This is a genomic window from Candidatus Aegiribacteria sp. (assembly GCA_021108435.1).
Classification (GTDB): domain Bacteria; phylum Fermentibacterota; class Fermentibacteria; order Fermentibacterales; family JCC-6; genus Aegiribacteria.
Genome location: JAIOQY010000006.1, coordinates 12,691 through 31,424, shown reverse-complemented (window position 1 = coordinate 31,424; position 18,734 = coordinate 12,691). Strand labels below are relative to the sequence as shown.

The 18,734-nt window shown below is 47.2% G+C and carries 21 protein-coding genes; 12 read left to right on the top strand and 9 right to left on the bottom strand.

The features are described 5' to 3' along the window. Positions 1-49: 49 nt before the first annotated feature. The 3 genes from K8R76_00465 to K8R76_00455 are packed head-to-tail and all read right to left on the bottom strand — an operon-like array spanning position 50 to position 2,503. Positions 50-772 carry a metallophosphoesterase gene (locus K8R76_00465; protein ID MCD4846644.1) on the bottom strand — a complete coding sequence of 241 codons (723 nt, stop codon included), beginning with the start codon at positions 770-772 and terminating at the stop codon, positions 50-52. Beyond that, the gene (locus K8R76_00460) at positions 769-1,647 is read right to left on the bottom strand and encodes a Cof-type HAD-IIB family hydrolase (GenBank protein ID MCD4846643.1); all 879 of its coding nucleotides are present in this window, start codon (positions 1,645-1,647) and stop codon (positions 769-771) included. The genes K8R76_00465 and K8R76_00460 overlap by 4 nt, the downstream gene beginning before the upstream one ends. Continuing rightward, positions 1,640-2,503, bottom strand: a complete 864-nt coding sequence (locus K8R76_00455) for an ARMT1-like domain-containing protein (protein ID MCD4846642.1) — start codon at positions 2,501-2,503, stop codon at positions 1,640-1,642. Before K8R76_00455 ends, K8R76_00460 begins: the two co-directional genes overlap by 8 nt. Before the next feature lie 118 nt (positions 2,504-2,621). Here K8R76_00455 and K8R76_00450 point away from each other — a divergent pair, with 118 nt between their 5' ends. Further along, on the top strand, positions 2,622-3,263 hold the full coding sequence (locus K8R76_00450) for an HAD family hydrolase (GenBank protein MCD4846641.1): 642 nt from the start codon (positions 2,622-2,624) through the stop codon (positions 3,261-3,263). Positions 3,264-3,543: 280 nt separating this feature from the next. Here K8R76_00450 and K8R76_00445 read toward each other — a convergent pair whose 3' ends face one another. The 6 genes from K8R76_00445 to K8R76_00420 form a co-directional block, all read right to left on the bottom strand. Then, a complete protein-coding gene (locus tag K8R76_00445; protein MCD4846640.1) occupies positions 3,544-4,701 on the bottom strand; it encodes a 6-bladed beta-propeller in 1,158 nt (385 codons plus the stop codon). A 70-nt stretch (positions 4,702-4,771) separates the two neighbouring features. Beyond that, positions 4,772-5,095, bottom strand: a complete 324-nt coding sequence (locus K8R76_00440) for a transcriptional regulator (GenBank protein ID MCD4846639.1) — start codon at positions 5,093-5,095, stop codon at positions 4,772-4,774. Beyond that, on the bottom strand, positions 5,076-5,630 hold the full coding sequence (locus K8R76_00435; GenBank protein ID MCD4846638.1) for a hypothetical protein: 555 nt from the start codon (positions 5,628-5,630) through the stop codon (positions 5,076-5,078). Before K8R76_00435 ends, K8R76_00440 begins: the two co-directional genes overlap by 20 nt. A 150-nt stretch (positions 5,631-5,780) precedes the next feature. Continuing rightward, positions 5,781-6,575 (bottom strand): DUF4097 domain-containing protein, encoded by a 795-nt coding sequence (locus tag K8R76_00430; GenBank protein MCD4846637.1) that lies wholly within the window; start codon positions 6,573-6,575, stop codon positions 5,781-5,783. 31 nt (positions 6,576-6,606) lie between these two features. Further along, positions 6,607-7,215 carry a transcriptional repressor LexA gene (lexA, locus tag K8R76_00425; GenBank protein MCD4846636.1) on the bottom strand — a complete coding sequence of 203 codons (609 nt, stop codon included), beginning with the start codon at positions 7,213-7,215 and terminating at the stop codon, positions 6,607-6,609. A 179-nt stretch (positions 7,216-7,394) separates the two neighbouring features. Next, positions 7,395-7,832, bottom strand: coding sequence for a hypothetical protein (locus tag K8R76_00420; GenBank protein MCD4846635.1), 438 nt, complete (start codon positions 7,830-7,832; stop codon positions 7,395-7,397). Positions 7,833-7,946: 114 nt separating this feature from the next. Between K8R76_00420 and K8R76_00415 the strand changes: the two genes are divergently transcribed. The 11 genes from K8R76_00415 (at position 7,947) to K8R76_00365 (ending at position 18,617) form a co-directional block, all read left to right on the top strand. Next, positions 7,947-8,957 (top strand): helix-hairpin-helix domain-containing protein, encoded by a 1,011-nt coding sequence (locus tag K8R76_00415; GenBank protein MCD4846634.1) that lies wholly within the window; start codon positions 7,947-7,949, stop codon positions 8,955-8,957. 26 nt (positions 8,958-8,983) lie between these two features. Beyond that, entirely contained in the window at positions 8,984-9,931 is a 948-nt protein-coding gene (locus tag K8R76_00410; protein ID MCD4846633.1) for a sugar ABC transporter permease, read from the top strand. Beyond that, a complete protein-coding gene (locus K8R76_00405; protein MCD4846632.1) occupies positions 9,928-10,710 on the top strand; it encodes a carbohydrate ABC transporter permease in 783 nt (260 codons plus the stop codon). The genes K8R76_00410 and K8R76_00405 overlap by 4 nt, the downstream gene beginning before the upstream one ends. A gap of 1 nt (position 10,711) precedes the next feature. Beyond that, positions 10,712-11,146 carry a hypothetical protein gene (locus K8R76_00400; protein ID MCD4846631.1) on the top strand — a complete coding sequence of 145 codons (435 nt, stop codon included), beginning with the start codon at positions 10,712-10,714 and terminating at the stop codon, positions 11,144-11,146. Between the two features lie 49 nt (positions 11,147-11,195). Then, a complete protein-coding gene (locus K8R76_00395; protein MCD4846630.1) occupies positions 11,196-12,104 on the top strand; it encodes a PorV/PorQ family protein in 909 nt (302 codons plus the stop codon). A gap of 20 nt (positions 12,105-12,124) precedes the next feature. Next, the gene (locus K8R76_00390) at positions 12,125-12,448 is read left to right on the top strand and encodes a hypothetical protein (protein ID MCD4846629.1); all 324 of its coding nucleotides are present in this window, start codon (positions 12,125-12,127) and stop codon (positions 12,446-12,448) included. Positions 12,449-12,541: 93 nt separating this feature from the next. Then, positions 12,542-12,985 (top strand): 4Fe-4S dicluster domain-containing protein, encoded by a 444-nt coding sequence (locus K8R76_00385; GenBank protein MCD4846628.1) that lies wholly within the window; start codon positions 12,542-12,544, stop codon positions 12,983-12,985. 176 nt (positions 12,986-13,161) lie between these two features. Beyond that, positions 13,162-14,100, top strand: a complete 939-nt coding sequence (locus K8R76_00380) for a CoB--CoM heterodisulfide reductase iron-sulfur subunit B family protein (protein MCD4846627.1) — start codon at positions 13,162-13,164, stop codon at positions 14,098-14,100. Further along, positions 14,097-16,052, top strand: a complete 1,956-nt coding sequence (locus K8R76_00375) for a CoB--CoM heterodisulfide reductase iron-sulfur subunit A family protein (protein ID MCD4846626.1) — start codon at positions 14,097-14,099, stop codon at positions 16,050-16,052. Before K8R76_00380 ends, K8R76_00375 begins: the two co-directional genes overlap by 4 nt. Positions 16,053-16,163: 111 nt before the next feature. After that, positions 16,164-16,907: a 4Fe-4S dicluster domain-containing protein gene (locus tag K8R76_00370; GenBank protein MCD4846625.1), complete on the top strand. Its 744-nt coding sequence runs from the start codon at positions 16,164-16,166 to the stop codon at positions 16,905-16,907. Between the two features lie 30 nt (positions 16,908-16,937). Continuing rightward, positions 16,938-18,617 (top strand): FAD-binding protein, encoded by a 1,680-nt coding sequence (locus K8R76_00365; GenBank protein ID MCD4846624.1) that lies wholly within the window; start codon positions 16,938-16,940, stop codon positions 18,615-18,617. Positions 18,618-18,734: the final 117 nt, after the last annotated feature.

The window sequence follows — 18,734 nt, the reverse complement described above, 5'->3', positions numbered from 1 at the left end:
AATATCTCCTCCGCGCCGAATTTCATCCCGACGCCTGTTACGCTGATTATCATTCGTCCGATTCCTTTTCCACATCAAGTTCAAGCGGCTCAAATCCAAGGTAGTCAGAAGAGACAAGTCTGTACTCAACTCCATCTATTGTTGTATCAAGCTGCTGGCTCCATGTCCCCGGCGCGCTGTGAAGATGTCCATAGACGCAGAGAGTAACATCTCTTTCCGCGAGTATTCTGGAAAAATCGGTTCTTTTTCCGTTAACAATCGGCGGATAGTGCATCATCGCGATGATCGGCTTGTTTTCAGTCCGCATGCTCTCTGCATCGTCCAGCGACAGCTTGAGCCTGATTTGCTCTCTTCGGAGGATCGATCCCTCGCTCTCCTCCTGGTACTCATCCGATTCCGGACTCATCCATCCCCTTGATCCGGCGACAATGAACGGTCCTGCGTCATAAGCGGAATTCTGTAGAGGAATTATCCCTTCGGGAAGTTCGCTCTTCATCTTCGAAAGAGAAGTCCACCAGTAATCGTGATTACCTTTCAAAATGATCTTTCTGCCTGGAAGCTTTGCCAGCCACTCCAGATCAATTGCTGCCTCATCGAGATTAATTGCCCATGAAAGGTCTCCCGGAAGAAGAATCAGATCATCATGAGATATCCGCTTTTTCCAGTTCGCTTCCAGATGGATATGGTGATCTTTCCAGTGGTCTCCGAATACATCCATCGGTTTATCCGTTGAAAAAGACAGATGCAGATCACTTATGGCAAATACTCTCACGGCCACTCCTGCTCATCAGAAAGATCGCCCCTGTCAACGAGCCAGAGTCTCGCAGCCTCGGCAACGCCACCATCCGCGCCGGAGGGAACTTCGCAAAAACGGGTCCGCAGATGCACCGGAGAATTCTCAACCACAAAAGCCGATCCGACCCATTCAAGAAGATCGTGATCATTATAGTCGTTTCCCACGGCAGCGCAATCTTTTCCGGTCAATCCGTTTTCTCCGGCAATCCACGCGACACCTTCACTTTTAGAGATGCCCCTGGGAAATACTTCAACCCACAGTGATTCCCCGTCGAGCGGAGAAGTGGTTCTGAGAACGTTGTAAGAATCTCCAAGACGTTCAGTTACCGCTTCCAGAACACTCTCTGTTCTGTCAGGGGGTACAATTACAACAATCTGTGTTGAAACAACATTCTCATCCCCGGATCTTATCGGACGGCAGTGACCGGGATAATAGGCAATACGCCTTTCCATATCCGGGTTAGACTCCGACGTATACTTATATGTAAATACATGATTTTCAGGAATCGCTCTCTGAAGACAGAAATCATATCCGAGTTCAGTCAGGATTTCTACAGCAAACGCTGTATCTTCGCAGGTCATAGATAGAGAACGGAGGTATTTCCCGCTGCGATAATCCTGTATCGCGGCTCCACTCGACAGAGCAAGATAGTCTATTGGCAAAACTCGTTTTCCCATCATTCTGTAAAAAGAGAATGGGGATCTTCCGGTGGCTACTACGCGAAGTATTCCCATCTCTCCAAGCGCTTCCAGAGCGGCGATATCCCTCTGATGAAAACCCCTGTCGGGGAGAATAAGTGTACCATCCATATCGGCCGCAAAAAGCCCCGTTGCCATTGATTCCTTATTCATTTTCCGCCGTCTTCATCAGGACCAGGCTTCCGACAGGAAATCCTGTGTGATACTCCACCAGATCACACTTCACTCTGAAAAGGAAATAGATATTTGCCTTTACGGATGAAAGGGATTCGAAATTTCCCTGCCCTTTGGAGATAATCAAATCCGCCTTTCTGAATATTTCTCTGAATTCAGGGGAACAATCCCTCAGGACAGTGGCAGGCGCGCCTGAACCGTTTTCTATAATTTCCGCCACCTGATCAAGCCCGGCATCTAAAGCATCCTTGAGAGTAGCATCATTAATCGCGGGAGCGCCCCTTACGGCCACTGTAACCTTCCCTTTTGGTAGCTGCTCAATGAAGACCCTGTCAAAAACAGTTTCTCCGGCGTTGTCAGCAAGGTACAGAATCCTCCCGGCATCGAACACTTCCCTCCGGAACTGCTCCGGGTCTACTCCTGAGAGAGGATTGTTCATTGCTTCCACGAGAGTATGCATGATCTCCTCTTCAGAGATGACGTTTTTAACTCCGAGATCAATAATATTTCCCGCTATTGCCAGCCTGAGACCGGCAATGAAAGGATCCTTCGATTCCGAGATAATCCTTTCCATTTCAGGAAGCATATGAAGAGCTTTTTTTGTATGAGCCGCTTTTGTGTCCTGATAAAAATCTTCTACGCCGGTCAATGAGGATACAATAGAAGAAATACCCTGTGCCAGTTCGGGCGGAGTTTTGTCGAAATCCGTTTCTGACATGAATGCAAGACACCGACGCAGAATATTCTTCTGCAGAACGGAATCATCAGTAGCTCTTTCGGCGGCTTCTATAGCCATGCGGACAAGACATGGAAGACAGGCAAGTTCAGCTTTCATATTTCAATTCCATTCCGAGTAAGATTAATTTTTCGTAAGCTCGAAAATAATGAATTCTTTAATCATTCGCAGTTTTTCATATATTCTCCGCTAATCTGTAACAGGGAAAGGTGTATTCATGGAAAGCTGCAATGTTGCTATCTTCGATCTGGACGGAACTCTTCACTATACGGAGAAAGCTCTCGTTCCCGCCATCAATATGGCAATAACGGATCTCGGCTTTCCTCCCGCAGCCGCGGAGGATATCAACGCCCTGTACGGAGAACCGCTGGAAGTTTTCTGCAGAAAGCTCATTGATGACAGTGAAGAGAATTGCGCGGCTTTTCGCGATGGCATTCGGAAGCATCAGAAGATCACGCTACCCGAAAGCGGGGAGCTTTATCCCGGAATACATCGAATGCTTCAGGAAATATCCGAACTTGGCTACACCCTTGCCATCTGCTCCAACGCCGGGATGAAATATATCGAACTTGTAACAGATTCACTCGGTATCCGCAGTATGTTCTCCATTCTGCTTGGTCGTGATGGTCTTGCTTCAAAAACAAACAGGGTAAAAGAGATTCTGCAAAGAACAGAAAGCCATCTGGCAGTTATGATAGGTGACAGGTATCACGACATTGAAGCCGCGCACGAGAACGGAATTCCTTCAATAGGCTGCGTATACGGATACGGAAAACAGGAAGAAATGGATAAGGCCGATTTTTCCGTTAATTCACCCTCGGAAATACCTGGAATCCTTAGGAAATTATCTGTACATTAAGACTCATCAGAAAGCACTGTAATCAATAGAGATAGCGGTCTATGTCAAGAGTTCCGTGAAAGCAATAGGAATCTTGATTTCAAGCCATTCCGGCAATTTCTCCGAAACACCATATTTTTCCAAATAAACCTCCGATTTCTGCCTGAAACTGACAATTCGCACCGTAACCTTCCATGGTCATGAATATGAGCTATTTTTTACGTAGATTTCAGGAACAGGAAGTCTGTGGCAGCAAAAAGGGGCGGAGAAACCACCCCTTTTTTTCTTAGTCAACCAGCCTTTATTCGAATCCTGGCAGGTCGCCGTAGAATACTTTGGGGAAGTCCTCGGGGGCAGCATCGTAGCAGATGAATTTCTCCTGACATATCATGGTATGCCAGATTTCTGAGTCAGAACCTACATCAAGGGCTGCGGTAAACAGATGATTGCCGTCAAGGTCATACACATCAAATGACGCTGTCGTGGTGGTGCCATCGGTTACCCACAGTCTGTCAAGTCCATCTATGGACAAAGACGCAATGGCGACTCTGTAAGGATCCGATTCCCAGTTGGCCATGGAGGGGGGCATTCCCCGAGCTATCATCTGTGCATTTCTGAGTTCAGCTTCAAGGTTCATCTCTGACTGAGTTTTCTCAACTCTTTCGAAATCTTCATTGACAAAGGTGTAGATTTCCTCACCCTCAGGAGTCCATGCGGTGAATGTGTATTCTTCAGTGGACACTCGGGCAGTGAATACTCTCCCGTCAACAGAAGCGGCGAAAATGGCTACATCATCTCCCATGGCACTGATATCGGCAGGGTTGAAAGGAGACATTTGCGAGTAGTAAACAACAGTGGGAATTGAGCTCTCCATTGTCCACTTAGCAACGGTGAACCCCATGAACATGCCGTCCTCAGTCTGCTCAAAATCAGGCTTCATGCCAATTATTTCCATGTTATCAATCGCTACAATCATTGCGGGCGGTGCGGGAATAAATCCAGGTGTTTCTGAGAGGAATTCGTAGTTCTCATCAAAATAGACCAGTTTGGAGCCCATTCCATCAGAAACTACAAGGCCGCCCTCAGGGTGGAAGGCCATGGTGGATGGAAGAAGGAATTCTCCGGGTCCACTTCCATTACGGCCTATGTTTCTTATAAACTCGCCATCAGGAGAAAAAAGAAAAACTGAGGATTTCTGTGCATCAAGAACGGCGATTTCTCCGGTTTCGGAAAATCCGGCTCCGGCGATTGCGCCGAATACATAGTTGCTGTCACCGATCTCCACACCTATTGAATCAGCGATATAGAGGTAAGTGTCTGCAACTGGAAGAGTGTATTCTTCTTCTCCCGTGACAGCACCGTTTACTGTGTTATCTGAAGCAGCAGCATCTGCCGGTTCTGATGTATCGCATCCACTGATGAGTAACAAGGCCAGGGGTAGTAGCAATATGAATTTCATCTCGTAATCCTTTCTTTGTACTTTGAAAACTATTTTGCAGGTTCAGAATATTGTGGCAGTATCACTTTTGTCATATTTTCGGGCTGATAAGCTGTTTAAGGGCATCAAGATGTTTTTCAAGGCCGGATTGACCTTTGTTTGTAAGACTATACCAGCTTACAGGTTTACGGTTCCTGAATTCCTTCTTTACAGAGATGAATCCTTCATCCTCCAGCTTGCGGAGCTGGGCACCCAGACTGCCATCGTTTTCCTCCAGAAGCTCTTTCAGTCGGCTGAACGAAAGTGCTGTATTTCTGGCAAGCAGCACACATATTCCCAGCCTTGCCCTGTGTCCCAGAAGTTTGTTGAGATTATCCAGAACACTCTTTATGTCTTCATTCAGTTCGCCTGGCATTTTTCTTTCCCTGGCGTATTGCTGTAACGATCAGTACTATTCCCAATAGAACTCCCATTGTTGTCCAGGCATATCTGTCCATGAACAGTGTACCCAGAAACCCAAGCATCATAATTCCACCCAGCCATAAAAAGATTCTGTCGAAGTGAACACCGGCTGTCCACCAGCCAAGAGCCACCACGAGAAGTATAACCTTACTGTTCACAACTTCGTGGAGACCAAGAAGAATAACGAGGAGAACTATAACCGCCATCCCACTCCAGTGAAGAGCATGCTTAATTCCAACCTCGCGATTAATCTGACCTTTGTTTGCTTCAGCCTTGTGAGCCAGAAAGGCACTCAATATTCCTCCTGCAAGACCTGCTATCATCCAGAATAAGCCCACCCATTGTGGAGCAAAATCAATGAGGGAAAAACCCACCATTAAAATTACAGCCCAGATAATATAGAATGATACAAGGGGAGTTGAATTGTCAGACTTTGCTACCAGATCTTTCACATACCCGATATCCGATTCGATTTTGTCGTGTGTCATATACATCTCCTTTGTTTTAGAGTACTCTGAAATATAGAGTACGCTATAATGGATGTCAAATATTCGAGTGACTGAATCTTTTTTATTCAGGTTTTACGGCTGTGATGTTTACCCAACGGGCTCTGGCTCTACTCAGACCGTCGATGGATTCTATTCAGGTGTAATTGTGCTTACCTTGATATTTCCATTGGATGTATCAAGCCTGATTATCGGGCCGCCTTCACCAAGTGTTGCTCTGCCTTCAGAGTCGGATATTCTGACATCTGTCAGATTTTCCGCATCGATAGATATGGTTCCGTTTGAAGTATCTATATCGAATTCCGCGTTCAGTTCCTGAAGAACACTGACAATTATATCGCCGTTGCTCGTGTCGAGGATTATTCCTTCAGATGGAATACTGTAGATTCCCGCTTCTATTCTTCCGTTTGAGGTTTCAGCCCCGATAAGAGAACCTCCCCGTACAATGATATCTCCGTTACTTGTTTCTATATCAATTGTTCCTTCGAAATCCGAGAATGTTACGTCTCCGTTTGATGTATTGACTTCTGCGTTACCAATGCCACCGTTCACTGTGATGTCACCATTGGAGGTTTCAAGAACCCGCATTGCGGTTCCCTGTGGAATCAGCAGCGACAGGGATACCCCGACATCTGCATCATCATCAAGTTTATAGGCTGTTATCCTTGTTTCGGAATCGGCAATTATGGCTACTTCAGCCTTTTCAAGTTCTTCTTCGCTTCTCCATGAGTGCTTTGTTATCTCAACAGATATTTCATCTTCATTGTACCACTCGATATCAATGTCACCGTTGAAGGTTGCTACATAAACCGTGGACTCCTGCGGCACAGCATACGTTTCAGTATAAACAATTTCGTAGTGACCGCATCCGATTACTGATAATATAAATAGCACCAGTATGATATTTCTGAGGGTGGACAAATTCATTTCATTTACCCCTTTGAAGAATTTTTATCCTTTATTTCAGTTCCCGGAAAACTGCAGTGACCTTCCCTACTATCCTGACAATATCCGAAGAACTGTCGCAGATTATCGGATCGTAGTCGGGATTCTCTGGGTGAAGTTCGATTCTGCCGTTCATTATGTAAAAACGCTTGACTGTGGCTTCGTCGCCAATGAGGACAACCGCTATCTCTCCCTGTTCGACGAAAGGCTGGGGGCGGACAAGCACAAGATCGTCCTCGAGTATTGCAGCGCCGATCATGCTGTCGCCTTTTACTTTCAGATAGAACATACCCTCTGATCTTGCTAATGATTTAGAAACGGGCAGATAATCCTGAATGTTTTCATCAGCAAGCAGCGGTAATCCCGCGGCTACTCTTCCCACAACGGGAACAGTTCTTACTGATGATGATCGTCCGACAACCTCAAGTGCTCTGGCAGCTCCATCAGTTCTGCGCAGATATCCCTTTTCTACAAGCCTGTCGATATGATCTTTTACACCCTTTGTGCTTTTCAGACCAAAATGCTTCTGAATATCCCTTATGCTGGGAGGGTATGAGTGCTCAGAAATGAACAATGAAACATAGTCGAGAACCTGCTTCTGTCTTGCTGTCAGCTTTTTCATTTTCCACCACCTTTACCCTATACATATGTTTACATATTGCTGTGTCAAGGTTTAGTAAAAAATGACAGGGGAAACGCAGCAGAGCGTCATGTTCTTTGGGGACACGCACCAGAGCGTCATGTTCTTTGGGGACACGCACCAGAGCGTGCATGTCCCCTATCTATAGCGGGTTAGATAGTTTAGTCTTCGAGGAGATCGCTGAAGAAGATAAGGAAAACTGCGATTCTTCTTGTCATGTTATCATGACTTCCATCAGCGTATAGAATAACTCGAAAGCAGTCATCTTCAACAGTTCCGTCACTCTGAATTTCAGCGACCATCATAAATCTTGAATCCGTGAGTCTGCCATTCCGCGTGATGGTGAACAGCTCGTTGTATGAGCTGTCTTCTATTTTTCCATCCTCGTCAATGTACCCAAGCGTATGGAACGAGTTGTCCTCTATTCTGCCATCGTCTCTTATATATCCAAGGGTTTCGAAAGAGGCGTTTTCTATTCTTCCGTTATCCTTTATGTAAGCAAGTGTACTGAAACTGCTGTTTTCAAGGCGGATGTCTCCGGCTGATACAATTGTTATTGTAAGAACTGCCATAACCGCTGTTAAAAGTAAGATTCTCATTAACCCCTCCTTTCTGTACTGTATGGCTATGCTGAACTCTGAACGGAGCAATGTCAAGTAATGAACTGGCTGATAGCACTATTATTAATATTTTCACTACTCTCAACAGACTTGGTGGATATCAATTCAGCCGGTGAAGAAGCTCTGCAGACACTCCCGGGAATTGGTCCGGTCAAGGCAGAAGCAATTGTGGAGTATCGGGAAATGTTCGGTCCTTTTCTGCGACTCTCCGACCTTGCGTACGTCAGCGGAATAGGTCCCGGGACAGTTTCCCGTATTGAGGAATACATTTTCATTGACAGCATCTCCATTACTGTAACAGACACTCTGCACTGGCTTGAGTCCGTTGATTCGCTTGCCCCTCTGCTTAACGTTTATTATCTCGATGTAGGCCAGGGGGACGCCATTCTTATAGAAGCAGCTTTCGGTGAAACCTGGCTTTTTGACGGCGGTCCGGACGCTGGCGGCCCTCTTGAACCGGCTGTTGTTTTCAGGCTTCATGAACTTGGTGTTGATACACTGGATGTTGTAGCTTTTTCTCATCCGCATTCGGATCATGTTGGAGGACTTGCATCCGTAGTAAGAAATTTCACTGTGCTGAAAGTTCTGGATCCAGGTATGCCTTTCTCTTCCTTTATATACGAAGATTTCCTGAATGCTGTATTGGATTCGGATTGTGATTATATGCTTCTTGAGGAAGGCAGCGAGTTCCAGCTGTCACCCCATGTTACAGCCTCTGTAATCTCTGCGGGTATGGAAGGAGTGGATTTAAACATAAATGAGAATTCCGCACTGCTTAAAATCACATGCGGTAATTTCACCACTCTTCTTACCGGAGATATCGAGGAGAACGCTGAAAGGATGCTGACCCCGGACGCGGAACCGGTAACGGTACTGAAAGTTCCTCACCATGGCAGCATAACCTCTATTTTTCCGCCATATCTCAGGAAACTGAGTCCACAGTTCGCAATTTTTTCAGCAGGCAGGAACAACAGTTTCGGTCATCCTCATCCTCATGTTATCGAAATTTACATGGAACTCGGAGCTGAAATCTTGCGAACAGACAGACTCGGGACTATTGTTGTTCGAACTGATGGAGAAGAAGTAAGCGTTTCATCTTTATAGAACTTTAGTTCAACCAGGGGAATACAGTGAAACTCAGATCAAAACTTGCACCATATGTCTATATTCTACCTGCACTTATAATAGTACTTGCATTCAGGACCCTTCCTATTCTGAGTTCCTTCACCGCATCGTTTACAGATTATGATATCGGTGGTTTTCATGGTTTCATAGGTTTCAACAATTACGCGAGGATGCTTTCTGATGCCCGCTTCTGGCAGAGCGTTACCAATACTCTGTATTTTGTTATCGGAGTTGTTCCTGCAGGAATAATAATCCCTCTTCTCCTTGCAATTCTTCTCAGGGGAAAACTTGCAGGAAAGAGCTTTTACAGAACCATCTACTTCCTGCCTGTTGTTACTTCAGCGGTAGCGATCTCAGTTGTCTGGACATGGTTATACAATCCCGAAGCGGGTCCGATCAACCAGATAATCACTCTGTTCGGTGGAGAACCTCTTCTGTGGCTCAGAGAGCCGCGGGGAGTTTTCGAGATGCTTCTGTCACCACTTGGTATACACCCCAGAGGGATTCTTGCCGGCCCAAGTCTGGCTCTTGTATCGTTAATGATGGTCAGCGTCTGGAAAAGCACCGGTTACAATACAGTACTTTTTCTCGCGGGACTGGAAAACATCCCGCATACTTACTATGAAGCAGCTAAACTTGATGGTGCCGGCACCTGGGGAACATTCAGGAACATCACCTGGCCCCTTCTTTCTCCAACCACCTATTACGTTCTGATAATGAGCACAATTATTTCATTCAAGACATTCGCTCTTGTCTATGTCATGACTCCTCCCCCGGGCGGAGGGCCTCTCGGAACTACAAACGTTATGGTTTTCTATCTGTTCCAGAAAGCATTCGATCGATTCGATATAGGTTATGCCAGCGCCATATCGGTTTTCCTGTTCCTGGTTCTTCTGTCACTCACCATCATCCAGAGAAAGATAGCAGGTAGAAAAGTGCACTACGGATCATGACAACACGAATCCTGGCACTCAACACCACCAAGCATTTCTTCCTTATCCTGGGCGGGGTCGTAATGCTTCTTCCTTTCCTGTGGATGGTTAACACATCTCTTCAGCAGGGTGGTTTCAGTAATTACGTGGAAGCATGGACAAAGGTCCCGTTCGGCAGATATTTCCTTAATACTCTTCTTGTTACAGTCTTGACTGTAGGTGGCGTCCTGGTTACATCCTGTCTTGCAGCCTACTCCTTCGCAACGATGAAATACAGAGGAAGGGACATGCTCTTTCTCCTGTTCCTTTCAACGATGATGGTTCCCCAGCCGGTGTACCTTGCTCCTTCCTATGTAATTCTATCCAAACTGGGATGGATCAATACGTATCTTGCCCTGATTGTACCGTGGACAGCGAATGTATTCAGCATATTTCTGCTCAGACAACACTTCAGAACTATTCCGATATCACTCTATGAAGCGGCTGTTCTTGATGGGTGCAGCAGGCTTAAATACCTCTGGAAAGTTGTTCTGCCTCTGTCAAAATCTGTAATCATTACAGTACTTCTGTTCAATATTATCGGTTCCTGGAACAGCTTTATGTGGCCTCTGGTTGTTACGCATTCAGAGAATCTACGGGTTCTTCAGGTCGGGCTTTCCTACTTCAACCAGGAACAGTCAAGTAATTTCCAGCTGCTTATGGCCGCTTCCACTTTCTCTACAATGCCTTTGATAATCCTGTTTATCGCGGCGCAGAAGCGAATAGTAGCCAGTTACTCAAGATCAGGGATCAAGGATTGATGTGAAAACAGTACTTATCATTATCTGCCTTGTGGCTGCATCCATATCGGCTGCGGAAGGCCTGTATTCCGAAGCGGTATCTTTTCTTGTGCGACTTTCGTCTCAGGGATACACGGGAAGTGGAATTATGGCTCTTGAACTCTCGCTCCTTGTACCCTGTACACTGTCTGTTTACCCGCCTTCCCATTCATCTGGAGGGTTCTATATCGGAATGGGCGGGAACAATATTCTCAATCTCAGTCTAAGACTGGAGGGAGAGGAATGGTTTAAAGAGGATTCCATGCCTGATGATTTGCCTGTTCTAAGACTGGACTCGACAGAGGTTGCAGAAGGAAATCGTCTTATCATCTGTGCAACGGACATGATTCGCGGCAGCAGGACAGATAGTGCTACGGTAATCTGGGCATTTCTCCCTGTTGACCTGAATGGGTTATAATTATAGTCTACTTTATATTGAAGAATGATTTGCGAAATGGAGAATATCAATGAAGAAATTTCTGGTAGCAGTTCTGTTGACGGTATTATGCGGTACTGCATCTGCAGGTACTGCGGGTTTTGCTTTTCTGCAGGTTCCCACAGGTGCCAGAGCTGTTTCCATGGGTGGCGCTTTCACTGCGGTTCCCGGAGATCCGATGGGGTTATACTGGAATCCCGCGACACTTGCCTCAATGGACAGACAGATGTTCACTTCAACCTATACAGGTTACCTGATGGATATGCAGGCTGGTTTCGTCGGATGGGTCGATCCATCCGGCAATAATGTTGTTGGAGCATCAATTAACTATTTCTACGGTGGCAGCTTTTTAAGAACCTCTATGACACATCCAACCGGCACTGGAGAGGAGTTCAGCACAAACAGTGTTGCTCTGGGGGGTACTTACGTCTTCAGATTCGGACCTTCTTTTGCAGCGGGAACAACAGCGAAATTCGTTTATTCAAACATAGACACATACAGCGGCAACGCTTTCCTTGTTGATGCCGGAGCCTGGTATAAACCTTCATGGATATCACTTGGATTCGCGGTCAGAAACGTGGGAATCCAGACTAAAGCTTTTTATCAGGAAAATGACCCCATGCCAACTGAAGTGGCTGCCGGAGCAAGCGCTACACTGCTCGATGGGAAACTCCTTGTGGCAAGCGATATCACTTACCCGTTCCAGGGCGATTTTAATGTTGCTCTTGGTATCGAATACAATCCCATGGAGATGCTGTTCCTCAGAGCAGGCGGGAACCTCCATGACAAAGACGCGGCGGACAACGCCGGGGGCAGTATTATTGACGCTCTCGCGTTCGGAATTGGAACGGAGTGGAATAGATTCGGTCTGGATTACGCATTCAAACCTTTTGCTGATCTTGGCAATATACACAGGATAAGCCTCGGCATTTCTCTGTGAGTCACACCGCCTGGATCTTTTTGCTCGTTTTTACGACATTAACGATTTCATCCTGTACTCGAGAATCCAGAATCGAAAGCAGACAGAAAAGGCTGAATACTTTCAGATCCGTTCTTCCTCAGGATATCAGAGACGAATTTGATGAAATCGCTTCCAGGGATAATTGCTCGGATGTAGGTTTCCTTCTTGAGGAAGCAAGAGCATGTAATTTCTCTCTTGATACTGCTATTGACTCAATAGTACGCGCTGAAATGATTGATATTTTCAATAATGAAGAGATTGTGTATTTTTTCTGGTATTATTTTGCGTACGCCATAGAAACCGGTTCCGTGAGAGAACCCTGAGGAGGGCTCCACCGGTTCCCTTTGAACGGGCACAGGATTGATTTCGGAATTGTCTTCCGAATAAATTACTTCGACAAAAGGAGAACAATCAATATGTATAAAAAACTGGGGCTGGATCCCCCTGATAGTCCTCCAATCCTGCTCGACCGTACAAAGGTCCGTGGTGAATTCGGTATGCAGGTCGATGAATTGAGCGGACAGCATCTGTTCGCGTGTTATCAATGCGGAAATTGCTCATCCGGCTGCCCTCTTGCGCAGGAGATGGATATTCTCCCGAACAGAATCATCCGCCTCGCCCAGCTCGGACAGAAAGAGGAAATTATCCTGAGCAAAACCATCTGGATCTGCGCCAGCTGCTTTCAGTGTACAGTCAGATGCCCGAAGGGAATTGACATCCAGGCAGTCATGGACACGCTCAGGCAGATCGCTTTAGACGAAGGAGTAGATCATTTTGGGCCGGACCAGATCAATCCCAGACATGCGGCTGAAGTTCCTCAGCCAGGGCTTGTAGGAGTTTACAGAAAGCTGTCAACCTAGGGAGCATGTCCGACAATGAAGCATCAGCATAAAACCCACACAGCTGGCTATAATGCCCGGATATTATCGTCAAATACTTCCAGTATTCTCCTCAAATCTCCGAGCATTCTATCTCAGCCGTGAGTATATTCTGCTAAATGCACATTATCAGACAAGCTCCTAGAACTGGAGGAAACATGGCCAAGGTTGCTTACTATCCGGGCTGTGCTCTGAATGAACGATCTTCCCATCTTGACCGTTCTGCCAGAGACGCAACAGAAAAACTTGGATTCGAGCTTGATGAACTTGAGTCCTGGACCTGCTGCGGAGCCGTTCCCCCGGTCTCAAAAGAACGGATAATGAACCTGATAGCCCCATCAAGAATACTCAAGAATGTCAGAGATTCAGGCAGAGATATGCTCATAACGATTTGTGATTTCTGCTATAACACTCTGAAAAGAACAAATTTCAGTATCAGAACTGATGATATTATCCGAAAAAGAGTAAACGCTTTTCTTGCTGACGATACCCCGACAAGATCGTATCTGGAAGATGATACAACTCCCTGGCGGGATTACGAAGGTGAAGTCAAAGTTGTTCACCTGATGGAGTACCTTCGCGATGAACTCGGATACTCTGGAATAACAGAGAAGCTAAAACGCTCCCTGAAAGGACTGAAAATCGCTCCATACTACGGGTGCGTCATGCTCAGACCTTTCAATGAAATACAACTGGATAGCCCTGAAAACCCGACCATCATGGAAGATTTCATCCGTTCGCTGGAAGCAGAACCTGTGAACTACCCCTATCGCACTGAATGCTGCGGGTCATACCTTTCTGTTTCCAGCCCCGATGCTTCAACAAGACTCTGTTACAGGATACTCAGCTCCGCTATGAAAAACGGAGCTGACGCAATCGTAGTCAGCTGTCCTCTCTGTTTCTACAATCTTGATTCAAGACAGAAGGTCGTACTGGATGCCTACCCTGATTTTAAAACGATTCCGGTATTCTATTTCACGCAGCTCCTTTCACTCGCTCTCGGTGTTGAATTGGACAGACAGGGTTTTGAAAGGCACTACGTTGATGTCTCCCCGGCTCTCGAGAAAATCGGCTCCGGCAAGGGGGACAAAGAATGAAACGAATAGGAGTCTTTGTCTGTCACTGCGGCATCAATATTGCCGGAACGGTTGATGTTGAGCGTGTAGCTCGGGAAGCGGAGAAGATGCCCGGTGTGGCTTTCGCAATGGATTACATTTACATGTGTTCAGAACCGGGACAGTCTCTAGTCCGTGAAAAGATCAAAGAGGAAAAACTCGATGCTGTTATTATCGCGGCATGCTCCCCCAATCTGCACGAATCAACTTTCAGAGCCGCGGCGGAGGAAGCGGGACTCAACCCATGGCAGTGCGAAATCGCGAATATCCGTGAGCAATGCAGCTGGATTCACTCCGACAGAATAAAAGCTACGGAAAAGGCTATCAAAATCGTTGGAACTATTGTTGGAAAAACAAGGCTGAACGAGTCGCTGGAACCAATTTCGGTTTCAATTAACAAAAAAGCTCTTGTTATCGGAGGCGGTATCGCGGGTATTCAGGCTGCTCTTGATATCGCTGACTCCGGTTACCCCGTAATTCTTGTCGAGAAGGAATCTTCCATAGGAGGGCACATGGCTCAGCTCTCGGAAACATTTCCCACTCTGGACTGTTCTCAGTGCATTCTAACTCCCAAAATGGTCGCAGCCGGGAAGCATCCCAATATCACTCTTATGACTTATTCCGAGATCGATGAGGTTTCCGGGTATGTAGGAAATTTCAAAGTCAAGATCAGAAGAAAAGCAACTTCTGTGGACTGGTCAACCTGTACCGGGTGTGGGCTCTGCACCGAAAAATGCCCCGCGAAAGTCCCATCGGAATTTGACAGGGGTCTTACAACTCGCGGCGCCATTTACGTTCCCTTCCCTCAAGCCGTTCCCAACAAGCCGGTTATAGACAGGGATAACTGCATCTATTACAAAACAGGGAAATGCAGGCTGTGCGAAAAAGTATGCGAAATCGGAGCCATAGATTTCGATCAGGAAGATCTGATTATCGAAGAAGAAATCGGGGCCATCATCACCGCAACGGGATTTGAGACTCTGCCAATTACCGATCTGCCCAGTTACGGCGCGGGAGAGATTCCTGATGTAATAGACGGTCTCGCCTTTGAGAGGATTCTCTCCGCTTCCGGTCCGACTACCGGAGAAGTCAGAAGACCATCCGACGGCATGATTCCAAAAGAGGTGGTTTTCGTGCAGTGTGCCGGCTCACGAGATCCGGAAAGATACAAACCCTACTGCTCAAAGATATGCTGCATGTACACGACCAAGCATGCTCTTCTGTACAAACACAGGGTGCATGACGGTCAACCTTACGTTTTCTACATCGACATCAGAACAGGTGGAAAAGGATACGAGGAATTCTATAACAACGCCGAGGAGGAGGAGGGAATCGTCTACCTGAGGGGTAAGGTCGCGAAGATCTTCCGCGATGGAGACAAGACCGTTGTATGGGGAACTGATACTCTTACAGGCAGAAATATCGAGATCGCCGCCGATCTGGTAGTCCTTGCAACTGCCATAGTCCCGACGGAATCTACCGCTGATCTGGCGAATAAACTCAGAATTCAGACAGGTCCCAACGGTTTTCTTTCCGAAGCACATCCAAAGCTCAGACCGGTAGAATGTATCAACGCCGGATTCTTCATCGCCGGAGTAGGACAGGGTCCAAAGGATATTCCTGAAACAGTTGCTCAGGCCAGCGGCGCGGCATGTAAAGTGATCTCCCTGTTTTCCAGAGATCATCTGGAGCAGGATCCGGCAATAGCCTGGGTTGATGAAGATCTCTGCAGCGGATGCAGGACATGCATTTCTGTTTGTCCTTATGATGCTAGAGAATATGACGAGGAAAAAGAAATTGTAATTGTTAATGAAGCTCTTTGCGAGGGCTGTGGTTCCTGTGTGGCTGCCTGCTCCTGCGGAGCGACACAACAGAGAAACCTTTCCGATTCTCAGATAAAATCCATGATCACAGCCAGCCTGGGAGGTGAGTGATATGAAGATTAACACACCAGATGAAATGAAATCAGCCAGTATTAATTTTGAATTCACAAAGGAACTACGTTCCATAGAACCGCTTAAGCTCACGGAAAGGGAGATGGTAAAATGACAGAACCGTCCAAAAAGCCCGTGGACGAGCTGGTTCCCATCTTCTTCATGGGAAAAAGGTACGATGTACCAGCAAGTCTCACGATTCAGAAAGCGCTTGAATACGCAGGCTACCAGCACATAAGAGGCTGCGGCTGCAGAGGAGGTGTCTGTGGAGCCTGTGGAACGGTCTACAGAGAACCGAGCAGTTACAAACTCCAGGTGGGTCTGGCATGTCAGACAGTTGTGGAACCAGGCATGCACCTGATGATTCTGCCCTACTATCCCGGTAACAGATCAACATTCAATATTGAAAAGATGAAAGGAACCGGCAGCGAAATCGCTGCTCTCTATCCTGAAATATTCAAATGCATCGGGTGCAACGCATGCAGTCAGGGATGCCCTATGGATATTGATGTCATGCACTATATGGCTCAGGCTATCAGGGGTGACGTCGCCGGTGCGGCTGAAACCTCCTTCGACTGTATCATGTGCGGTCTTTGCGCTTCCAGGTGCCCGGCGGAAGAAGTACAGTTCAACGTGGCTATTCTGGCAAGAAGGCTCAATGCCAGATACGGTAACCCCCGCGCAAAGCACCTCGCTGTGAGAGTCAAACAGGTGAAAGACGGAGTATTCGAAGAACCGCTCCATGATCTGATGAAACTTTCAACTGAAGAACTCAAGCAGCTTTACCGTGACAGGGAAGCTGAGCCGCAAATGGCTGAAGATGACTGGACTCCTCAGGATACGAGGTACGTCTGATGTACGCTTCAAGGAAACCGGAGGTCAGTGATGCCGTATCCTGAACAACTTAAAAAGTTGATTGAAAAAGTGGTAAGCACCCGCTCAGCAAGAGTGGAGCGGAAGAAGAAGAATGAGGAATTTCCTGCGCTTAAACTGGAGGAACGTGATCCGGTACTGAAGAATTTCCACCCTGATTTCATAGAGGATACCAGGCGTGCGATAAAAGTCGGTCCGAGCAAGGGCTATGCCATTAGTAATGAGATGGTTGACATCCTTGAAGCGAAAAGCCGCGTAAATCCGGAACTGGTTGATCTCACAAAACCGGATTACGAGACAGATGTCCTGGTAATCGGCGCGGGAGGAGCGGGAACTGCCGCAGCTATTCTTGCTGCTGAAAACGGAGCAAAAGTACTCATCGCAACGAAGCTCCGTCACGGTGACGCGAACACCATGATGGCTGAAGGAGGCATCCAGGCAGCTGACAAGGTCGGCAAGGATTCTCCTTATTACCATTATCTGGACATTCTTGGCGGGGGTCACTTCGTCAACGATCCAGAGCTGGTCTATACAATGGTCAGTAATGCTCCGGATGCCCTGAGGTGGCTTGAAGGACTTGGCACAAACTTCTCAAAATTCGAAGACGGCAGGATGAAAACAATGCATGGCGGTGGAACATGCAGAAAAAGAATGCACTACGCCGCTGATATCACCGGCGCTGAAATAATGAAAACCATCCGCGATGAAGCAAGAAATCATACAGATATGATTGATGTAATCGAGTTCTGCCCTGCGGTGGAAATCGTGCTGGATGAATCGGGCCGCTGTGCCGGAGCCATTCTCTACAACCTTGAGACATCAGAATACCATTACGTCAAAGCAAAGGCAGTAATAATTGCTACTGGCGGAAGCGGAAGACTTCATATCCAGGGATTCATGACAACCAACCATTACGGCGCTACAGCGGACGGTTTAGTCATGGCCTACAGAGCCGGAGTACCAATATCATTTCTCCATACCGTTCAGTATCACCCCACCGGAGTGGTATTCCCAGAGCAGGCGGAGGGAATTCTGATCACTGAAAAATTCCGCGGAGCGGGAGCGAATGTTCTTAACGTTCTTGGGGAACAGTTCGTGTACGAGCGCGAACCGAGAGATGTGGAAGCTGCCTGCATCATCCGTGAATGCAGCCCCAAAGGCAGAGGAAACGGCGTTCCAACTCCGACAGGCAAGTTCGGTGTGTGGCTGGACTCCCCTATGATAGACCTGCTGAAGGGCGAAGGTACCGTGAAGAAGGAATTCCCCGGCAAGAGCATTCTGTTCAAGCGATTCGGGATAAACATCTCGAAAGAACCTATGCTCATCCACCCGACTCTTCACTACCAGAACGGCGGCCTGGATATCAACAACAAATGCGAGACGAACATTCCCGGACTCTACGCAGCCGGCGAAGTCGCAGGTGGTATCCACGGGGAGAACAGACTTATGGGCAACTCTCTGCTTGATGTTATCGTCTTCGGTCGAATTGCCGGTGAATGCGCAACTGAGTACATCAATAAAGCGGGAGAGCTGGGAAAACCGGGACTTGAACATGTAAAACGCTACAACGAGGAAGTTGAGGCCGCGGATATAGAACAGGACAGGATAGCTCCAATGCTTCTGCCGGATTACAGCAACCCCGAGGTCCGCGAGAAACAGCTGACGAAAGACTACTTCGGAACCCTTTCATAACGCTAAAAAGATCCAGGGGACATGCACTCTCCGGTGCGTGTCCCCAAAGAACATGACGCTCTGCTGCGTGTCCCCCAAAAACATGCCTCTGGCACGTGTCCCCGTGTCCTTGCCCTT